13 protein-coding genes are annotated in these 17,443 nt (G+C 72.7%); 8 read left to right on the top strand and 5 right to left on the bottom strand.

Features of this window, described 5'->3' with window-relative positions; translation table 11 throughout:
* Positions 1-188 precede the first annotated feature (188 nt).
* Complete coding sequence (locus BLT97_RS11565; protein ID WP_093608854.1) at positions 189-995, top strand: SGNH/GDSL hydrolase family protein; 807 nt, start codon at positions 189-191, stop codon at positions 993-995.
* Here the strand turns inward: BLT97_RS11565 and BLT97_RS11560 are convergent.
* A complete protein-coding gene (locus BLT97_RS11560) occupies positions 979-2,703 on the bottom strand; it encodes a serine/threonine-protein kinase (protein ID WP_245769253.1) in 1,725 nt (574 codons plus the stop codon). The genes BLT97_RS11565 and BLT97_RS11560 overlap by 17 nt on opposite strands.
* Positions 2,704-3,408: 705 nt before the next feature.
* On the opposite strand from BLT97_RS11560, the gene BLT97_RS11555 reads away from it, so the two are divergent.
* On the top strand, positions 3,409-3,678 hold the full coding sequence (locus BLT97_RS11555) for a hypothetical protein (RefSeq protein ID WP_093608850.1): 270 nt from the start codon (positions 3,409-3,411) through the stop codon (positions 3,676-3,678).
* A 51-nt stretch (positions 3,679-3,729) separates the two neighbouring features.
* Here BLT97_RS11555 and BLT97_RS11550 read toward each other — a convergent pair whose 3' ends face one another.
* Entirely contained in the window at positions 3,730-5,013 is a 1,284-nt protein-coding gene (locus BLT97_RS11550) for a CaiB/BaiF CoA transferase family protein (protein WP_245769252.1), read from the bottom strand.
* Positions 5,014-5,109: 96 nt separating this feature from the next.
* Between BLT97_RS11550 and BLT97_RS11545 the strand changes: the two genes are divergently transcribed.
* Positions 5,110-5,913 (top strand): ABC transporter permease, encoded by an 804-nt coding sequence (locus BLT97_RS11545; RefSeq protein ID WP_176953726.1) that lies wholly within the window; start codon positions 5,110-5,112, stop codon positions 5,911-5,913.
* A 93-nt stretch (positions 5,914-6,006) separates the two neighbouring features.
* Here BLT97_RS11545 and BLT97_RS11540 read toward each other — a convergent pair whose 3' ends face one another.
* From BLT97_RS11540 to hmgA, 3 genes are all read right to left on the bottom strand, one after another.
* A complete protein-coding gene (locus BLT97_RS11540) occupies positions 6,007-7,206 on the bottom strand; it encodes a type ISP restriction/modification enzyme (RefSeq protein WP_176953738.1) in 1,200 nt (399 codons plus the stop codon).
* 96 nt (positions 7,207-7,302) lie between these two features.
* A complete protein-coding gene (locus tag BLT97_RS11535) occupies positions 7,303-8,052 on the bottom strand; it encodes a GntR family transcriptional regulator (protein ID WP_093608848.1) in 750 nt (249 codons plus the stop codon).
* Between the two features lie 68 nt (positions 8,053-8,120).
* The gene (gene hmgA / locus BLT97_RS11530) at positions 8,121-9,449 is read right to left on the bottom strand and encodes a homogentisate 1,2-dioxygenase (protein ID WP_093608846.1); all 1,329 of its coding nucleotides are present in this window, start codon (positions 9,447-9,449) and stop codon (positions 8,121-8,123) included.
* A gap of 223 nt (positions 9,450-9,672) precedes the next feature.
* Between hmgA and BLT97_RS11525 the strand changes: the two genes are divergently transcribed.
* The 5 genes from BLT97_RS11525 (at position 9,673) to BLT97_RS11505 (ending at position 17,343) form a co-directional block, all read left to right on the top strand.
* On the top strand, positions 9,673-11,751 hold the full coding sequence (locus tag BLT97_RS11525; protein ID WP_093608844.1) for a right-handed parallel beta-helix repeat-containing protein: 2,079 nt from the start codon (positions 9,673-9,675) through the stop codon (positions 11,749-11,751).
* The gene (locus tag BLT97_RS11520) at positions 11,748-12,671 is read left to right on the top strand and encodes a cupredoxin domain-containing protein (protein ID WP_342742719.1); all 924 of its coding nucleotides are present in this window, start codon (positions 11,748-11,750) and stop codon (positions 12,669-12,671) included. Before BLT97_RS11525 ends, BLT97_RS11520 begins: the two co-directional genes overlap by 4 nt.
* Positions 12,672-12,806: 135 nt before the next feature.
* Complete coding sequence (locus BLT97_RS11515; RefSeq protein WP_093609054.1) at positions 12,807-14,135, top strand: hypothetical protein; 1,329 nt, start codon at positions 12,807-12,809, stop codon at positions 14,133-14,135.
* Between the two features lie 79 nt (positions 14,136-14,214).
* Positions 14,215-14,844, top strand: a complete 630-nt coding sequence (locus BLT97_RS11510; RefSeq protein ID WP_093608840.1) for a TetR/AcrR family transcriptional regulator — start codon at positions 14,215-14,217, stop codon at positions 14,842-14,844.
* 198 nt (positions 14,845-15,042) lie between these two features.
* Positions 15,043-17,343: a molybdopterin-dependent oxidoreductase gene (locus BLT97_RS11505; RefSeq protein WP_093608838.1), complete on the top strand. Its 2,301-nt coding sequence runs from the start codon at positions 15,043-15,045 to the stop codon at positions 17,341-17,343.
* The last annotated feature ends 100 nt before the right edge of the window (positions 17,344-17,443 follow it).

The following is a 17,443-nucleotide window of genomic DNA, read 5'->3' as shown; positions in this document are numbered from 1 at the left end:
CCCGCGTCCCGACGACCCGTCAAGAAGGCACGGCAGGCTGTGACCTGGCTGTGAACGAACCTCAACGCGCCCTCGTCGCGCCCCACTTGTGAACCTCCCTGCGCCGAACATTCATGGCATGCACACTCCCCGTGACATTTGGGGGCTGGTACCACGGATGTGGCAGAGATCCTGCTAAGGGAGGTTCCATGAGACCAGCCCGTATCACGGCGTATGTCACGTCACTCCTCCTCGCTCTCGGACTCGCGCTCACCGGCGCAGGTCCCGCGGCCGGCGCGCAGGCGGCGGCGGAGCACTATGTGGCCCTCGGCGACTCGTACTCCTCGGGTGTCGGGGCCGGCAGCTACGACAGCGCGAGCGGCGACTGCAAGCGCAGCACGCGCGCCTACCCGCGGCTGTGGGCGAACGCCAACGCCCCGGCCTCCTTCCACTTCGACGCGTGCTCGGGCGCCACCACGTCAAACGTGCTCAACTCGCAGCTGGGCCACCTGAGTTCGACCACGACCCTCGTGTCGATCTCCATCGGCGGGAACGACGCCGGGTTCGCCGACGTCATGACCACCTGCGTCCTGCAGTCGGAGAGCAGCTGCATCGCGCGGATCAACCAGGCCAGGTCCTTCGTCGACACCACGCTGCCCGGCCGCCTCGACTCCACCTACTCCGCCATCCGCTCCCGGGCCCCCGGCGCCCACGTCGTCGTGCTCGGCTACCCCCGCTTCTACAAGCTGAACGGCTCCTGCCTCGCCGGCCTCACCGAGAACGAACGGGCCGCGATCAACTCCGCCGCCGACCACCTCAACACCGCCACCGAAAAGCGCGCCCGCGACCACGGCTTCACCTGGGCCTCCGTCGTGCCCCGCTTCACCGGCCACGAGATCTGCTCCGGCGACTCCTGGCTGCACAGCGTGAAGTGGACCAACATCGGCGAGTCCTACCACCCGACGGCCTCGGGGCAGTCGGGCGGCTATCTCCCCGCGTTCAACGACGTCGCATAAGCGCCGACTGCTCCACGCCCGGTGAGTACGTGCCCCCGCCCCCTTCGGTCCCGCCGTCGGCCGGGGGCACGTCCTCGCAGGTGATCGTGTACGTCACGGTGTCGGACTGAGCGGCCACCGGCTTGCGGACCTCGACCTTGAGGGTCCCCTCGTACGTGCCCTCGCTGGGGTAGCCCGCCTCGACATGGTTGATCTGCTGGGTCTTGTCGCCGCCGAACTCGAGGGTCTTCCAGCCGGCGTCGGTCGTGCCGGCCGGCTCGGCCACCCACCGGTACTCGACCGTCACCGGCACGCGGCCCACGGTGAACGTGGCCGTGAAGTGCGGATAGTCGGCGTCGGCCGGCGGGCAGGGGCCCGTGTAGTCGCCGTTGTCGCGCTCCAGTGTCACCGTCACGGAGTGCTCGGGCGGCGGCGTGGTCGTCGTACCGCCGTTCCCGCCGCCCGATCCGCCGGTGTCCTCACCGCCGCCGCCGGTGTCGTCCCCCGGGCTGCTTTCCGTGCTGCCGCCGCTGCCTCCGCTGCTGTCACCACTGCCGGTCGACCCGCCGCCCCCGGAACCCTGGCTGTCGCCGTTGCCCTGCGAACTCCCCGTCGGCTCCTTGTCGTTGTCCCGGTTCAGGAGCGCGTACGCGAGACCGCCGAGCGCGAGGGCCAGGGCGGCGATCCCGGCGATCAGCACCAGCGCGGCCCGGCGCGGGCGGTCACCGGACGGCGCGGTCGCCGTGGTGGCAGGCGAGGGGAAGCCGGAGGCCACGGGGACGGAGGAGACGGGCGTCGTCGGCTCGCGCGGCGGCGGCGGAGGAGAGGCGGCCGCGATCGTCGGCATGAACGGGATCTGCGACGAACCGGTCGTGGGCGCGCCGCCCGCACCGACGATCCGCAGATCGCGTTCCGCGTCCGCCGCGGAGATCCGCTCCGCCGGGTCCTTGCGCAGCAGCCCCTCGATGACCGGCGCCAGCGCACCGGCCCGCCGCGGCGGCGGCAGCTCCTCGTCGACCACGGCGCGCAGCGTGGAGAGCGGGGTGTCCTGGCGGAACGGCGAGTAGCCCTCGACGGCCGCGTACAGCAGCACACCCAGCGACCACAGGTCCGACTCCGGACCAGGCGTGCGCCCCAACGCCCGTTCGGGAGCCAGGAATTCGGGGGAGCCGATCACCTCGCCCGTGATGGTGAGCGCGGAACTGCCCTCGACCGTCGCGATACCGAAGTCCGTCAGGACCACCCGGCCGTCGTTGGCCAGCAGCACGTTCCCCGGCTTCACGTCGCGGTGCAGGACCCCCGCCTCGTGCGCGGCCCGCAGCGCGCCCAGGATGTCGGCGCCGATGTGGGCGGCGCGCTGCGGGGACATCGGACCCTCCGCGTCGAGCACGTCCGCGAGCGAGAGCCCGCGCACCAGCTCCATCACGATCCAGGGACGGCCGTCCTGGGTCGCCACGTCGTAGACGGTGACGACGCCGCGGTTCGAGATCCGCGCCGCGGCCCAGGCCTCGCGCTCCAGGCGCGCGTACATCCGCTCCACGTCCCGCTGCGGCAGCCCCGCCGGAGCGCGGACCTCCTTGACGGCGACCTCGCGGTGCAGCACCTCGTCGCGCGCCCGCCACACCGTGCCCATACCGCCCTCCCCGAGCGGTCCGAGCAGCCGGTAGCGGCCGGCGATCAGAGGCTGAGCCCCCGCGGAACCTCCTGTGGCGCCCGGCACTTCACTCATGGGCGAACCCCCCATCCGCAGCCGAGCCAATCCGTACCAAACTAGCTCAACCAAGCGCAGTTGCCGCCCCCTTGAGCGCCAATCCGCATCCGAGCGCGAAGACCACGAAGGCGCTCGTGAACGGGGCGGCGCGTACGGCGACGGCTGTGAGACGCCAGGTGCGGGGGTGACGGTTCCGCCCGGATTCGACCCGTTCGATGATTCGTACGCGTATACGTCCGCGCGGGAGCGGGCGCAGGCCCGTGCGAGCGCACAGATGCGCTCGGCGCCGGATGCGCGTCCGACGGGTGAGCGATTTCCGGGCGGGCACTCGATCACCGTGGACGCCCGGCCCCGGCTCGGGGAAGAGATCGTTACGGTCACCGGACACCCCACGCCGCTCAGTGGCGAAGATCACCAAGTGCGGTCGGCGGGAGTGGGGACCCCAGGCCACCCGGCCTGCTCGTGGGCGCGGAACCCCTGGTCGCGAAGGGCTTCCAGCTCCGGCCGCCGCCCTCGCGGCGACCGCCGAACCCGACGGCGGATCACCCGCACCCGCCGACCGTCCGCTCGTTCAACTCGCCCTGGAATCGGACATATTCGGGGAGTAGTCGTCAACCCCCTTATCGGGCAGGTGAATCATGCGACCGGGATACACGAGTGTCATGGCGGGGCGATAGGGTTAACCTGCCCGGGCCGGGTGCCCTCGTACGGGTGGGGAGTGACATGGAACAGATAACAGTGCGCAGCAGGGCGCGAGTCCCTGCCATCACGTGCGGGAGCAGCGCGACCAGCTCGCGCCTCGACCGCCATCTCGCGGTGCTCGGCGGTCCCGCCGTGCCCCAGCGCGAGGTGGCCGAGGCGACCTCGCTGATGCGCGAGCTCACGTCGCGTGAGGTGCCGCGCGAGCGGACGACCCGGGGCGCCCGCGTGCGCCGCGTCTCGCTGTTCGCGCCGCTGCGCAGGCTCACCCGCTCGCTCTTCGGCGGCCACTGAGCCGGCGAGCGGTCCGCCACGGGCCCGTAGGCCCGTGACCCCGGCCCGCGCTCAGGCGACCACACCGTCCCGGCGCAGCACTGCGATCTCGGCGTCCGACTTCCCCACGGCACGCAGCAGCGCCTCGGTGTGCTCCCCGAGCGCGGGCACATCCCCGCACACGGGCTCCGTCCCCGGCAGTGTGATGGGCGGCAGCAGCGCCCCCAACGGCCCCACCGGGGAGCCCACTTCACGCCAGCGGCCCCGCGCCGCCAGCTGCGGATGCGCCGCGACCTCCGCCACATCCCGCAGCCGCGCACAGGCGATCCCCGCCGCGTCCAGCCGCTCCAGCGCCTCGTCGGCCGTCATCTTCCCCAGCGCCCCGGCCACCAGGGCGTCCGTGTCCGCGCGCCGTGCGGTCCGCGCCGCGTTCGTCGCGTACGCCGGATCCGTGCCCAACTCCGGGCGCAGCAGCACCAGTTCGGCCAGCCGTCGCCACTCCCGATCGTTCTGCACCGACAAGAGCACCCGCGCGCCGTCCGCCGTCGGATAGGCGTCGTACGGCGCGATGACGGCGTGGGCGAGCCCGGTGCGCGCCGGGGGAGTGCCCCCGTGCATCGTGTGGTGCAGCGGGTGGCCCATCCACTCCACGAGCGCTTCGAGCATCGAGATCTCCACCGGGCCGCCGCGGCCCGTCGTCGCCCGGCGCAGCAGCGCGGCCAGCACCCCGGAGAACGCGTACATCGCGGCGGCGATGTCGGCCGCCGGGATCCCCGACTTGACCGGCTGCTCCGGCGTCCCGGTCACCGACACCAGACCGGCCTCGCACTGCACGAGCATGTCGTACGCGCGCCGGTCCGCGTACGGGCCGCCGGCGCCGTAACCCGAGATGTCCACCGCGACCAGGCGGGGATGGGCCGCGCACAACGTTGCCGCGTCCAGGCCGAGGCGGGCCGCGGCACCCTGCGCGAGGTTCTGCACGAACACGTCGGACTCGGCGATGAGCTGCCGTACGACCTCGAGTCCGCGCGGGTCCTTGAGGTCCACCGCCAGGGATTCCTTGCCGCGGTTGGCCCAGACGAAGTGCGAGGCCAGACCGCGCGCCGCGGTGTCGTAACCGCGCGCGAAGTCGCCGCCGTCCGGGCGCTCCACCTTGATGACGCGCGCGCCCAGGTCGGCGAGCTGCCGGGTGGCGAAGGGCGCCGCGACGGCCTGCTCGACGGCGACGACCGTAATGCCTTCGAGGGGGAGGGGCGCGGCGGCCGGGGCGGATGGAGAGGTGGAGGTGACGGTGGGTTCGGGGCGAAAGGCGGATTCGGGGCGGGAGGCGGATTCGGGGAGGTGAGCCATGACCATGGGCCGATCCTCGACCCCGCGTCCGCTCCTTGTCACCCCGTGATCCGTTCCGGACCTCCGCCTTGGCCGCGCGGTGCCCCGCCATAGGGTTGGCCCGTGTCCGAGACCGCTGCCGCCACGCTGCTCCCCGTCGACGTCACCCTCGGGGCCGTCCTCGCCGTCCTGCTCGTCGTGGCCGTCGCGGTCGCCGCGTACGCCCGGCTCTCGGCGGACGGCGGCCGGGGCAGGGCACGCGAGATCGCGGTGGCCGGAGTGCGCGCCACGGCCCAACTCGCCGCCGTCTCGCTCCTGATCGGCTGGGTGGTGGAGGCCGTCCCGCTGCTGCTGTGCTTCCTGCTCCTGATGTACGCGGTGGCGGTACGCACCGCGGGGCGCCGTATCACCGCCAACGCCACCTGGTGGTGGGCCGCCGCACCCATCGCGGCCGGTGTCCTCCCCGTCGTCCTGGCGCTGCTGCTCACCGGACTCGTGCCGCTCCGTGGCATCACGCTGATCCCGGTCACGGGCATCCTCATCGGCGGCGCGCTCACCGCCACGGTGCTCGGCGGCCGGCGCGCGCTCGACGAACTCCACACCCGGCGCGGCGAGGTGGAGGCCGGTCTGGCGCTCGGTCTGTCCGACGCGGAGGCCCGCCTGGAGATCGCCCGCCCGGCCGCGTCGGACGCGCTGCTGCCCGGCCTCGACCAGACGCGTACGGTCGGCCTCGTGACGCTGCCGGGCGCGTTCGTCGGCATGCTGCTCGGCGGCGCCTCCCCGGTGCAGGCCGGGGCGGTGCAGCTGTTCGTCCTGGTGGCGCTGCTCGCCGTGCAGGCGGTGGCGGTCGCGGTGGTCCTGGAGCTGGTGGCGCGGGGGCGGATCCACCGCGACGGCATCGAGGAAGGGGCCGCTCGGGCGGGGTGACGCGGGAGGGCTCGGGCGGGGTGACGCGGAGGCCCGTTACGAGCGTGACCGCCCACCGGCCGGCGCCTGCCGCGAACCGCCGGCCGGCCGGCCTCAGAGCAGGGCGAACTGGCCGCCGGGGCCTTCCTCGTGGTGGTCGAGGACGGAGGCGGGGCGGCGCGCCGCGTCGGGCACCGGCAGCACGCCCGCCTTGCGCAGCGCCTTGGCGCCGATCGGGTCGGCCTCGGCGGAGGCGGTCAACTCGTCCTGACGCGGCCTGAGTTCGGCGAGCAGGGCGAGCACGGTGATGAGTTCGAGCAGCTCGGAGGTGCGCTCCTGGGGCCAGGCGCGCGGGCCGAGCGCGGCGAGCGTGCCGGGCTCGGCGGTCTGCGTGCGCCGCGCGAACCACGACTCGAGCACCCGCACCCCGCTGACATGGAAGTCCCACGCCTCCGGCGGCACGGGCGCGATCCGGCCCTCGCCGAGGTGCAGGGTCTCCTCGTCGCGGTCGTAGAGCAGTTCGGCCGGGCGGGGCGGCAGCGCGGCGCGGACGTACGGGCGCCGCCCGCCCGGGAGTTTGGGGCGCTCCCCGGTCCGCAGATGCAGCCAGAGCAGCCGATGTCCGAGCTCCACGCCGTGGGCCCAGATGTCCGGGTCGGCGGGCAGCGGGACGCGCACGCCCTCGGCGCCGACGCGGCCGCTCGCAAGGGACCAGGTCAGCAGGTGCTCGGGCAGCACCTCACGCCCGTAGTGCCTTCCCAGGAACTCGGTCAGCCCGGGCGCGAGGTTGGGCTCGCTGCCGCCGGGCCTGCGGTACAGCGGCAGGATGCGGCCGGGGCGTCCCGCGGGCGAACGGCCTTCGGGGATCAGGGAGGTGGCGAGCAGAGCGGGACCGCTGCCTTCGGGGACGTACCCCAGCTCGACGAGGAACAGCTGCTCGGGCCCGGCCACGCGCCACACCTCGGGGCGCGCGCTGTCGATCAGCCGGTGATCGGCGATCAGCCACTGCTCGTCGAAGGGGCCGTGCAGCACCTTGACGAGCTCGGGGCAGGGTCCGGAGTCGTGGGCGAGCGGTGCGGTACGGGTCCGCTGCCCGGGGAGCTGGGCGACGCTGGTGCGCAGGGTGCGCGACCGTGTACTCCGGAACAGCGCCTCACGCCCGGCACCCTCGGCCCGCATCAACGCGTCCCAACGCACCTTCAGCGACGCCGCCTCGGGCGCGACCGGCCACTCCCGCCCGATCCGCAACGGCGCAACCCCCCACGGCATGAGCTCCCGAACTAGCGGCGCTTCATCTTGCGTCACGCCCAGCATCGTACCCATGGGGGGAGAACGGGGGTTCGGGGTCGGCGGCGGCTCGACCTGGGTGGGGGCTTGGGTTCGGGTCGGGGCACCGATGCACGCAAGAACTCAATGCGCATCAAGCGTCACCGTGAACGAGAATCTGTCCCCCCGGTACAGGATCCGGGCCACGTCCAGCGCGGAGCCGGACTCGTCGAAGGTCACCCCCGTGTAGTGCAGGATCGGGCTGAGCAGCGGTACCTCCAGAAGGCGGGCCGTTTCCGGGTCCGCGAGGCGGGCCTCCACCGTGTCCGTGATGCGGCTGATCCGGATGCCCACCCCGTCCCGCAGCACCTTCGTCATCGGCCAGCGCACCAGATCGTCCGGATCGATCCGCTCGGCCAGGTCGGGCCGGACGAAATTGCGTGCGTGGTTCGTCGGCTCGCCCGTCGTCTCGTCGCTGCGCAGCCGGTGATACGTGGCCACCTCGGTGAAGTCCGGGAAGAACGCGGCCAGTTCGGCATCCACCGGCGCCTTGCCGTGGTCGAGCAGCCGGGTCGCCATCCCCGACTGCTGCGCCACGATCGCGTCCACCGAACCGAGCAGCCTGACCGGCGCACTGCGCTGCGCGCTCGGCTCGATGAACGTGCCGCGCCGCCGGTGCCGGCTGATCAGCCCCTCGTCCTCCAGCTCCTTGAGCGCCTGCCGCATCGTCAGGACGCTCACGCCGTAGTGCAGCGCGAGCTGTTCCTCGGTGGGCAGCCGCAGCGGTGCCTCGGGGGAGCGGCCCAGTATCGAGGCGCGCAGGGACTGCGAGACCTGATACCAGAGCGGCAGCTTGCGGTTCAGGACGATCGAGTCCGGTGCGAAAGCGGTCACTGGCTACTCCGATCCGATCCGGTCGCGGCTGGGTCATTGCCGGGCACGAGGCGGCGCCGGCACGGGACTTACGCCCTGAAGTGCCGTTCGAGACCCTGCCACACATCGTCGTAGGACGTCTGCAGATGGTCCGCGTCCCGCGCCTGCTCCGTCAGCGTCACCGGCCACCGCGTCTCGAACATGAACGCGAGCCCGTCGTCGATCTTCTGCGGCTTCAGCTCCGCGGCCGAGGCCTTCTCGAAGGTCTCCCGGTCGGGCCCGTGCGCGGACATCATGTTGTGCAGCGAGCCGCCGCCCGGCACGAAACCCCCTGGGCCCGCAGTCTTCGCGTCGTACGCGCCCTCGATCAGGCCCATGTACTCGCTCATCACGTTCCGGTGGAAGTACGGCGGCCGGAAGGTGTCCTCACCGACCAGCCAGCGCGGGGCGAAGACGACGAAGTCGACGCCCGCGAGCCCGGGGGTGTCGGTGGGCGAGGTCAGCACGGTGAAGATCGACGGGTCCGGGTGGTCGTAGGAGATCGTGCCGATCACGTTGAAACGGCGCAGGTCGTACACGTACGGGACATGGTTGCCGTGCCAGGCGACCACATCGAGCGGCGAGTGGTCGTACGTGGCCCTCCAGAGGTTGCCGCAGTACTTGTTGAGCACCTCGACCGGGCCCTCGACGTCCTCGTACGCGGCGGTCGGCGCCTGGAAGTCCCGTGCGTTGGCAAGCCCGTTGGCGCCGATCGGGCCGAGGTCGGGCAGCTGGAACGGCGCCCCGTAGTTCTCGCAGACGTACCCCCGTACCGCATCGGCGAGCGGCTCCACACGGAAGCGCACCCCGCGCGGGATCAGCGCCACATGACCGGGCTCGGCGTGCAGCAGGCCGAATTCGGTGCGGATCAGGAGCCCGCCCTGCTCGGGGACGATCAGCAGCTCGCCGTCCGCGCTGCTGAACACCCGCCGCTCCATGGGGGAGTTGGCGTGGTACAGATGCACCGCCATGCCGGTGCGCTGCGCCGCGTCGCCGTTGCCGCCGAGGGTCCACAGACCCGCGACGAAGTCCGTGCCCGGGGCCGGGGCCGGCAGCGGGTTCCAGCGCAGCCGGTTGGGGTCGGGGACGGTCTCGGTGAAGGGCGCGGTGCGGATCCCGCCGTTGTCCGTGCGCGTGAAGGCGGGGTGCGCGGCCGAGGGGTGGATGCGGTAGAGCCACGAGCGGCGGTTGTGCGCCCGCGGCTCGGTGAACGCGCTGCCGCTGAGCTGCTCCGCGTAGAGACCGAGCGGTGCGCGCTGCGGGGAGTTGCGGCCGACCGGCAGCGCACCCGGCACCGCCTCCGAGCTGTGCTCGTTGCCGAAGCCGGTGAGATACGTGAGCTCCTGGGCCGTCTTCCTCGCCTGCTCGATGCCGTTCATGGTGGCGCTCCCGGTGCCTGAAGGAATCCTATGGTCCACCGTAGGATTCCGGGCCGGGGTGCGTCAACGGGGCGGGCGGGCCGGGCGTGGGGATCTGCCGCGGAGGGCGGGACGGGCGCGGGGATCTGCCGCGGAGGGCGGCCGCGACGGGGATCGGCGGCCGGCGGAGAAAGTGCTGCCGCAGGGGGTCCGGAAAGATGAACAATCCTCTACTCTCTCGCGCATGTCATGGACCCGAAGGCTTCTCGCCGTCCTTGTCGCGCTGTGCGCGGCGTTCGCCGCGGCGCTCACCGCAGCCCCCGTCGCCGCGGCGCACGAGGAGCGCCCGGTGACGTTCCCGGACGGTTCGGGCAGCGTGCCCACGTACCGCGACGGGCCGCCCGACCTGCTGGTGTGCAAGGACGACCGCGCGGACTTCGAGCGCCGGATATCCGGCTTCCCGGCCGACCTGCGCGAGAAGAACCTCGATCTCTTCGCGCAGTGCCAGAAGGACGGGTTCCGGCACCTTCAGGAGGCGGTGGACGCCGTCGACGAGCCCGGCATGAACATCGCAATCCTGCCCGGCCTCTACGAGGAGGAGCCCTCGCAGCCGAAGCCCACCGGGGCCTGCGCCAACCTCAAGGCCAAGGACTCGCAGCTGGGCTACCAGATCCTGTCGTTCGCGCAGCAGAAGCAGTGCCCGCACAACCAGAACCTGGTCGCGATCCTCGGCAAGAAGGACCTGCAGATCGAGGGCACGGGCGCCTCGCGGCTCGACGTGGTGATCGACGCGAAGTACGGGAAGCTCAACGCGATCCGCGCCGACGAGAGCGACGGGATCTACTTCCGCAACTTCACCGCCCAGCGGACCACCTTCAACTCCCTCTACGTGCTCGCCGGCGACGGCTTCGTCATCGACAACGTCCTGACCCGCTGGAACGACGAGTACGGCTTCCTCACCTTCGCCAGCGACCACGGCCTCTACAAGAACTGCGAGTCGTACGGCAACGGCGACTCCGGCATCTACCCGGGCAGCGCCTCGAACATCAACGACGGCCGCGGCTACGACGTCCCGCGCTATTCCATCGAGATCACCGGCTGCCGCAGCCACCACAACATGGTCGGCTACAGCGGCACCGCGGGCGACTCGGTCTGGGTGCACGACAACGAGTTCGACCACAACATGGGCGGCGCCTCCATGGACTCCGCCTTCCCCGGCCACCCCGGACTGCCGCAGAACCACGCCAAGTTCGAGCGCAACGACATCCACGACAACAACGCGGACTACTACAAGTACATCGCCGACGGCACCTGCGCGAAGGACCCCGTCGACCGCGGCTACGAGGACGGGGTGGTCTGCCCGCAGATCTCCATGCCGCCCGGCACCGGCATCATCACCGCCGGCGGCAACTGGAACCTGTACGAGAACAACTGGGTCTACGGGCACGACCGTGCCGCCTTCTTCCTGAGCGCCGTCCCCGCGTTCATCCGCGGTGAGTCGGCCTGGTCGAAGCAGGCGGACACCTCGCACCACAACCGGTACGCGGGCAACAAGCTCGGCATCGACAAGCAGGGCAAGTCCCGGCCGAACGCCACCGACGTGTGGTGGGACGGGCAGGGCGAGGGCAACTGCTGGCAGGGCTCGGCCGGCGCGTCCACACCGCGCGCCCTGCCGGAGTGCGGCTCCGAGCGCGGCGATCTGTCGGGCGGCTCGGACCGGCTCGCGGGCGAACCCACCAAACTGGCCGCGCTGTTGGTGTGCGCCGACTACGACGCGCGGGCCGCGCGCCTGCCGGCCGGCTGCGACTGGTACGGCGCCACGGGCATCGAGCGCATCGAGGTGCAGGTCGCCCTCGGCATCGCGGTGGTCCTCGCCCTGGTGGGCGGGGTGCTGTGGTGGCGCCGGCTGCGCACGCACCGGTGGGCGACGGCGGCCTGCGCGGCGGGGCTCGTCGGGCTCGTCCTGGACGTGGCCGGCGCGACGAAGGGTCTCCAGTCCGGGTATCTGCCCGCCGTCGCCCTGGTGTTCATCGGCGCGTGGTGGGTCGGCGCGGGTGTGGTGCTGCGGCGCGAACGGCCGTGGTTCGGCTGGGTCACCGTGGCCCTCGGTGTGCTCACGCTGCTCGACGCCTTCGACAAGGCGGTGGTCATGCTGCCCTGGATCCCGCTCGGCCCGGCCTGGATCCGCGGGCTGCTCGGTGTCGTATGGGTGATCTGGGCCGTGGTGGTGGCGGCGAAGCGCGCGGGCGAGGCGCCCGCCGAGGAGCCGGCGGAAGAGGAGCAGCCGCCGCCCGCCGTGAACGAGGCGGAGGTGCCGGCGTGAGGAGGCCCGGGGGAGCGGCGCGTGAGGGCGAGCGGACCGAGCGGCGGGCCGTCCGGTCCGCCAAGCCTGCCCGGTCCGCCCGGTCCGCCCGGCGGGTGGTGCGCGCAGTCGCCGTGGCGCTGCTGCTCACCGGCGTGACCGCGGGCTGCACCGACCGCCCGACCACCCACCACAAGCCGGGCACCAGCCACAAGGAGGCGAGCGGCAGCACGGGCCGGCTGCTCGACACGAAGGACGAGGACGGCAACCGGTACCGGGAGGTCGCGGCCGAGGGCGCCCCGTCCGTCGAGGAGTTCGCCGCGCGTCCGGGCGACGACGGCTGGGAACTCGCCCTGACCGTACGCAACTTCCGCTTCACCCCGGACAGCGTGGGCGGCGCCGCGCTGCCCGGGCGCGGCTACGCACGCCTCTACGTGGACGGAAAGCCTGCCGGCCGGGTCTACGGGAAGCATCACCACATCCCCGAGATCTTCGTCCCGGACCGCAGCCACCGCCTGACCGTCCGCCTCTACGCGGACGACCACACGGTGTGGGCGGTCGGCGGCGCCCCCGTGGAACAGACGATCACGGTGAGCCACCCGGACGGACAGAGCACCCCGCCGGACGACGCCCCGGACGTCTCCCCGGACAAGCCCAGCAAGCCCGCCGAGCCCGCCGTCGACCGCACGCTGAAGATCACCATCGACGGCAAGCAGGTCGACCCCGCACCCGGACGCATCGAGGTGAAGAAGGGCGACCGCATCCGCCTGACGGTGACGAGCGACCGCGCCGACACGCTCCACGTACACGGCTACGACAAGGAAGCCGACCTCGCTGCGGGCCGCCCGGCCTCCCTGACCTTCACCGCCGACCGCACCGGCCTCTTCGAGGTCGAGACCCACGGCTCAGGCCTGCTCCTGACCCAACTCGTGGTCCGGTGAGGGGACTTGATCCCGTACGCAGCCCCCGCACCCGGGCACGCAGCCGTCACCCCGGGGCACGCGTCCCCTGCCCTGGGGCACGCATCCCCTGCCCCGTGGCACGCAGCCCCCACCCCAGGCACCCCCGACGGCCCGCTGTCACTCGCCCACGGCATCGGCTCCCAGCACGACCTCCCCCTCTCTCCCTTCTACGCGTACGCGGGCGCCTTCGCCGCCCTGTTCGTCTCCTTCCTCGCGCTCGGGCTGCTCTGGTCCACCTCACGCTTCCGCGGCGACCGCTCCGGTCTCGCGCTGCCCCGCGGGATCCAGCGCCTCGCCGACGCCCGCGCCACCCGCCTGGTCCTGCGCGGACTCGGCCTGGCCGCCGCCCTGTTCGTCCTCGCCCACCTCCTGTTCGGCCCCGACGACCCGGAGCGCAACCCGGCCCCCGGCGCGGTCCACGTCCTGTTCTGGGTCGGACTCGTCCCCGCCTCCCTCCTGTTGGGCCCCGTCTGGCGCCTGCTCAACCCGCTGCGCACCCTGCACGCGGCCGGCTGCCGCCTGCTCGGGCGCGACCCCGCCACAGCGAGGCACGCGCTGCCGCCCCGGCTCGGACTGTGGCCCGCCGCCGCGGGCCTGTTCGCCTACACCTGGCTCGAACTCGCCGCCACCGACCCGGCCTCCCGCACCGCGCTGCTCGCCTTCCTGCTCACGTACGCCCTCGTCCACCTCGCCGCCGCGGCTTGGTTCGGCGCGCGCTGGTTCACCCAGGGCGACGCCTTCGAGGCGTACTCCACCCTGTTCGCCCGCCTCTCACCGCTGGGCCGCCGCCGCGACGGACGCCTCGTGCTCCGCAACCCCTTCCACGGCCTCGACGCCACCCCGCCCGCCCCGGGTCTCGTCGCCACCGTCTGCGTCATGCTCGGCTCCACCGCCTACGACGGCTACTCGGACGCACCCTCCTGGATCACCACCCTTCAGACCTCCTCCCTGGGCCGCACCACCACGGCCACGCTCGGACTGCTCGGCGCCATCGCTCTGGTCGCCGTCCTCTACTCCCTGTGCGCGGCCGCCACCCGCGCCTTCGCCCGCCGCCCCGGACCCGCCCGCCCGACCGGCACCCCGACCCCCGGCCACCCCTCGCCCCCGCACCCGCGGGCGGCCTTCGCGCACTCGCTGGTCCCGATCGCCCTCGGCTACCTCATCGCCCACTACTTCACGCTCTTCGTGACGGAAGGACCACGCACCGTCATCCTGGCATCCGGCACTGACAATCCCGTCGCGCCCGCACCTCTCCTCGGCCCGGGCGGCCTCGCCGCCCTCCAGGTCATCGCGATCGTCACCGGTCACGTCCTCGGTGTCGTCGCCGCCCACGACCGGGCCGTACGCCTGCTGCCCCCGGCCAGGGCGGTCGCGGGCCAACTGCCCCTGTTCGCGCTGATGATCGCGTACACCCTGGGCGGCCTCGGCCTGCTGCTCGCATGAGCTCGCCGCAGGCCGCGCACGCACGGTGCACACCGGGCCGACCGTCCAGGCTCCGTACAGAAAAGGCCGCCCCTGCATCATGGACCCCGTGACCACGACGCCCTCCCTCAGTGACCAGTCGGCCGGCGCGCTGCGCCGCGTACCCGTGCAGGAGCGCAGTGCCGAACGGCTCGGCCGGATACTCGACGCGTGTGCCGCGCTGCTCGACGAGGTCGGCTACGACGGACTGACGACCCGCGCCGTGGCGGACCGCGCGGGCGTGCCGATCGGCTCGGTGTACCGCTTCTTCGGTAACAAGCGTGCGCTGGCCGACGCCCTCGCCCTGCGCAACCTGGACCTCTACGTGGAGCGCACCGCCGCCCGCATGGCCACGCTCCGGGCGCCCGACTGGCGCGCCGCCGTGAACGCCGCGCTGGACGAGTACCTGGCGATGAAGCGCACCGTGCCCGGCTTCGCCCTGGTCGACTTCGGGGTCCCCTCGGGCGGCGCGGACGCCAACCACCAGGTCGCGGACCGCCTCGGCGGCGTCCTCGCCGGACACCTCGGCAAGCCCCTGGACGACCGGGTGCGCCGCGCCCTGCTCGTGTCCGTGGAGGCCACCGACGCACTGCTCCAACTCGCCTTCCGCACCGACCCGTCGGGGGACCCCGACCTCATCGCGGAGACCCGCAAGCTGCTGCACGCGTACCTCGCGCCGACGTTCGACTGAGCGCCCACGCACCCTGACCGCCCACGCGCACTGCGCACCCACCCGCACCGCGCATCGCGCACACGCACTCGCCCCGCCCCCGCCCCGCCCCGGCCAACCCTCCGACCTCCGACCCCTCCCCGTCATGCATACCGGTCGGTATGCTCCCGGTGTACGCGCCACCGCATGCGACTGCCCGTACGACCCCTCGACCCCTTCATGCGCCACCCACCGCGACGCCCGGGAGGGCCCGTGTCCGTCCAGCGCGAAGCCCGCACCGCCCTGCGCATCTGCCCGCTCTGCGAGGCCACTTGCGGCCTGACCCTCACCGTCGAAGGCACCCGCGTCACCGGGGTGCGCGGTGACCGGGACGATGTGTTCAGCAAGGGGTTCATCTGCCCCAAGGGCGCCTCCTTCGGCGAGCTCGACGCCGACCCCGACCGGCTGCGCACCCCGCTCGTCCGCAAGGACGGACGGCTCCAAGAGGCAAGCTGGGACGAGGCGTTCGAGGTCGTCGCGCAGCGGCTGCGCCCGCTGATCGAGGCCCACGGATCCGACGCGCTCGGCGTCATGCTGGGCAACCCCAACGTGCACACCATGGCCGGCGGCCTCTATCCGCCCGTGCTGCTGACCACGCTCAAGATCCGCAAGCTGTTCACGGCCAGCACGCTCGACCAGATGCCCAAGCACGTCTCCAGCGGCCTGCTCTTCGGTGACGCCTTCGCCATCCCGGTGCCCGACCTCGACCGCACCGACCACCTGCTCCTGATCGGCGCCAACCCCCTGGAGTCCAACGGCAGTCTGTGCACGGCCGCCGACTTCCCCGGCAAGCTCAAGGAGCTCAAGAAGCGCGGCGGCACCCTGACCGTGGTCGACCCGCGCCGCACCCGTACCGCCCGGATGGCCACCCGGCACCTCGCGCCCCGCCCCGGCAGCGACGGGCTGCTGCTCGCGGCCCTCGCCACCACGCTCTTCGAGGAGGGCCTGGTCGAGCTGGGCGAGCTCGGAGCGTACGTGGACGGGGTCGCCCAAGTCGGCGCAGCGCTGCGGCGGTTCACCCCGGAGGCCGTCACCGAGGCGTGCGACCTGCCGGCCGAGGAGATCCGTGCCGTCGCCCGGGAACTGGCGGGAGCACAGAGCGCCGCCGTCTACGGCCGGATCGGCGCGAGCACCGTGGAGTTCGGCACGGTCACCAGCTGGCTCGTCGATGTGCTCAACATCCTGACCGGCAACCTCGACCGCCCCGGCGGCGCGCTCTTCCCCCTCTCCGCCACGGACAAGGCACCCCGTCCCGCCGCCCCCGGCAAGGGCTTCGCGCTCGGCCGCTGGAGGAGCCGGGTCTCCGGATACCCGGAGGCCAAGGGGGAGTTGCCGGCCGCCGCACTCGCCGAGGAGATCGACACCCCGGGCGAGGACCGCATCCGGGCCGTGCTCACCATCGCCGCCAACCCCGTCCTGTCCGCCCCGGACGGCAACCGCCTCGACCAGGCGCTCGAGAGCCTGGACTTCATGGTCAGCGTGGACCCGTATCTCAACGAGACCTCGCGCCATGCCGACGTGGTGCTGCCCCCGCCGCCGCCCGCCCAGAGCGGCCACTTCGACTTCGCCTTCAACGCGCTCGCCGTCCGCAACCAGGTCCGCTACACCCGCGCCGCCGTCCCCCTGGAGGACGGCCTGATGCAGGAGAGCGAGATCCTCTCGCGCCTCATCCTGGCCGCCACCGGGATGCACGGACTGCCGGCCGAGACCGTGGACCACATGGTCATCGAACGCTCCCTCGGCAAGGCCGTGGCCGACCCGCAGTCGCAGGTGCACGGCCGCGACCCGAAGGAACTCGCCGGACGGCTCACCGGCGACAGCACCGTCGAGCAGCGCCTCGACCTGATGCTCCGCCTCGGCCCGTACGGCGACGGCTTCGGCGCCCACCCCGAGGGCCTCACCCTCGCCAAGCTCCTCGCCCACCCGCACGGCATCGATCTCGGCCCGCTCCAGCCGCGCATCCCGCAGCTCCTGAAGACCCGCAGCGGCAAGGTCGAGCTGCTGCCCGAGCCGATCGCGGGGCAGCTCCCCGCGCTCGCGGCCACCCTCGACCGCCCGCACGACAGCCTGGTCCTCATCGGCCGCCGCCATCTGCGCTCCAACAACAGCTGGATGCACAACGTCCCCGCGCTCCAGGGCGGCTCCAACCGCTGCACCCTCCAGATCCACCCCGAGGACGCCCGGCGCCTGGGCCTGGCCGACGGCGCGCTCGCCCGCGTGAAGGGCGACGGCGGCGAGATCGAGACCCCCGTGGAGATCACCGACACCGTCCGCAGGGGAGTGGTGAGCCTCCCGCACGGCTGGGGACACGACCGCCCCGGCACCCGTATGTCCGTCGCACACGAAACCCCGGGCGCCAACTACAACCAGCTCCTCGACGGCACCCGCCTCGACGCGCTCTCGGGAACGGCCGTGCAGAACGGGGTGCCGGTGCAGGTCGCACCCGCCGCAGCCGCCCCACTCGTGCGCACAACCCTGTGACCTGGAGTTTTGCGCTTATTGCTCACGCGTCAACATCTTGTTAACGCGAGTTCGCGGCACCTAACGTCATCCGGACCGCCGACAGTGACGGCACCCGGAC

This window comes from Streptomyces indicus, assembly GCF_900100315.1.
GTDB lineage: Bacteria > Actinomycetota > Actinomycetes > Streptomycetales > Streptomycetaceae > Streptomyces > Streptomyces indicus.
The sequence above is the reverse complement of the archived record's forward strand: the minus strand, read 5'-3'. Positions and strand labels throughout refer to the sequence as shown.

Excerpts from the sequence above, each read along its gene's own strand:
- BLT97_RS11565 (WP_093608854.1), top strand. The coding sequence starts at position 189 with ATGAGACCAGCCCGTATCACGGCGTATGTCACGTCACTCCTCCTCGCT.
- BLT97_RS11560 (WP_245769253.1), bottom strand. The coding sequence starts at position 2,703 with ATGAGTGAAGTGCCGGGCGCCACAGGAGGTTCCGCGGGGGCTCAGCCT.
- BLT97_RS11555 (WP_093608850.1), top strand. The coding sequence starts at position 3,409 with ATGGAACAGATAACAGTGCGCAGCAGGGCGCGAGTCCCTGCCATCACG.
- BLT97_RS11550 (WP_245769252.1), bottom strand. The coding sequence starts at position 5,013 with ATGGTCATGGCTCACCTCCCCGAATCCGCCTCCCGCCCCGAATCCGCC.
- BLT97_RS11540 (WP_176953738.1), bottom strand. The coding sequence starts at position 7,206 with ATGCTGGGCGTGACGCAAGATGAAGCGCCGCTAGTTCGGGAGCTCATG.
- hmgA (WP_093608846.1), bottom strand. The coding sequence starts at position 9,449 with ATGAACGGCATCGAGCAGGCGAGGAAGACGGCCCAGGAGCTCACGTAT.
- BLT97_RS11525 (WP_093608844.1), top strand. The coding sequence starts at position 9,673 with ATGTCATGGACCCGAAGGCTTCTCGCCGTCCTTGTCGCGCTGTGCGCG.
- BLT97_RS11510 (WP_093608840.1), top strand. The coding sequence starts at position 14,215 with ATGGACCCCGTGACCACGACGCCCTCCCTCAGTGACCAGTCGGCCGGC.
- BLT97_RS11505 (WP_093608838.1), top strand. The coding sequence starts at position 15,043 with ATGCGCCACCCACCGCGACGCCCGGGAGGGCCCGTGTCCGTCCAGCGC.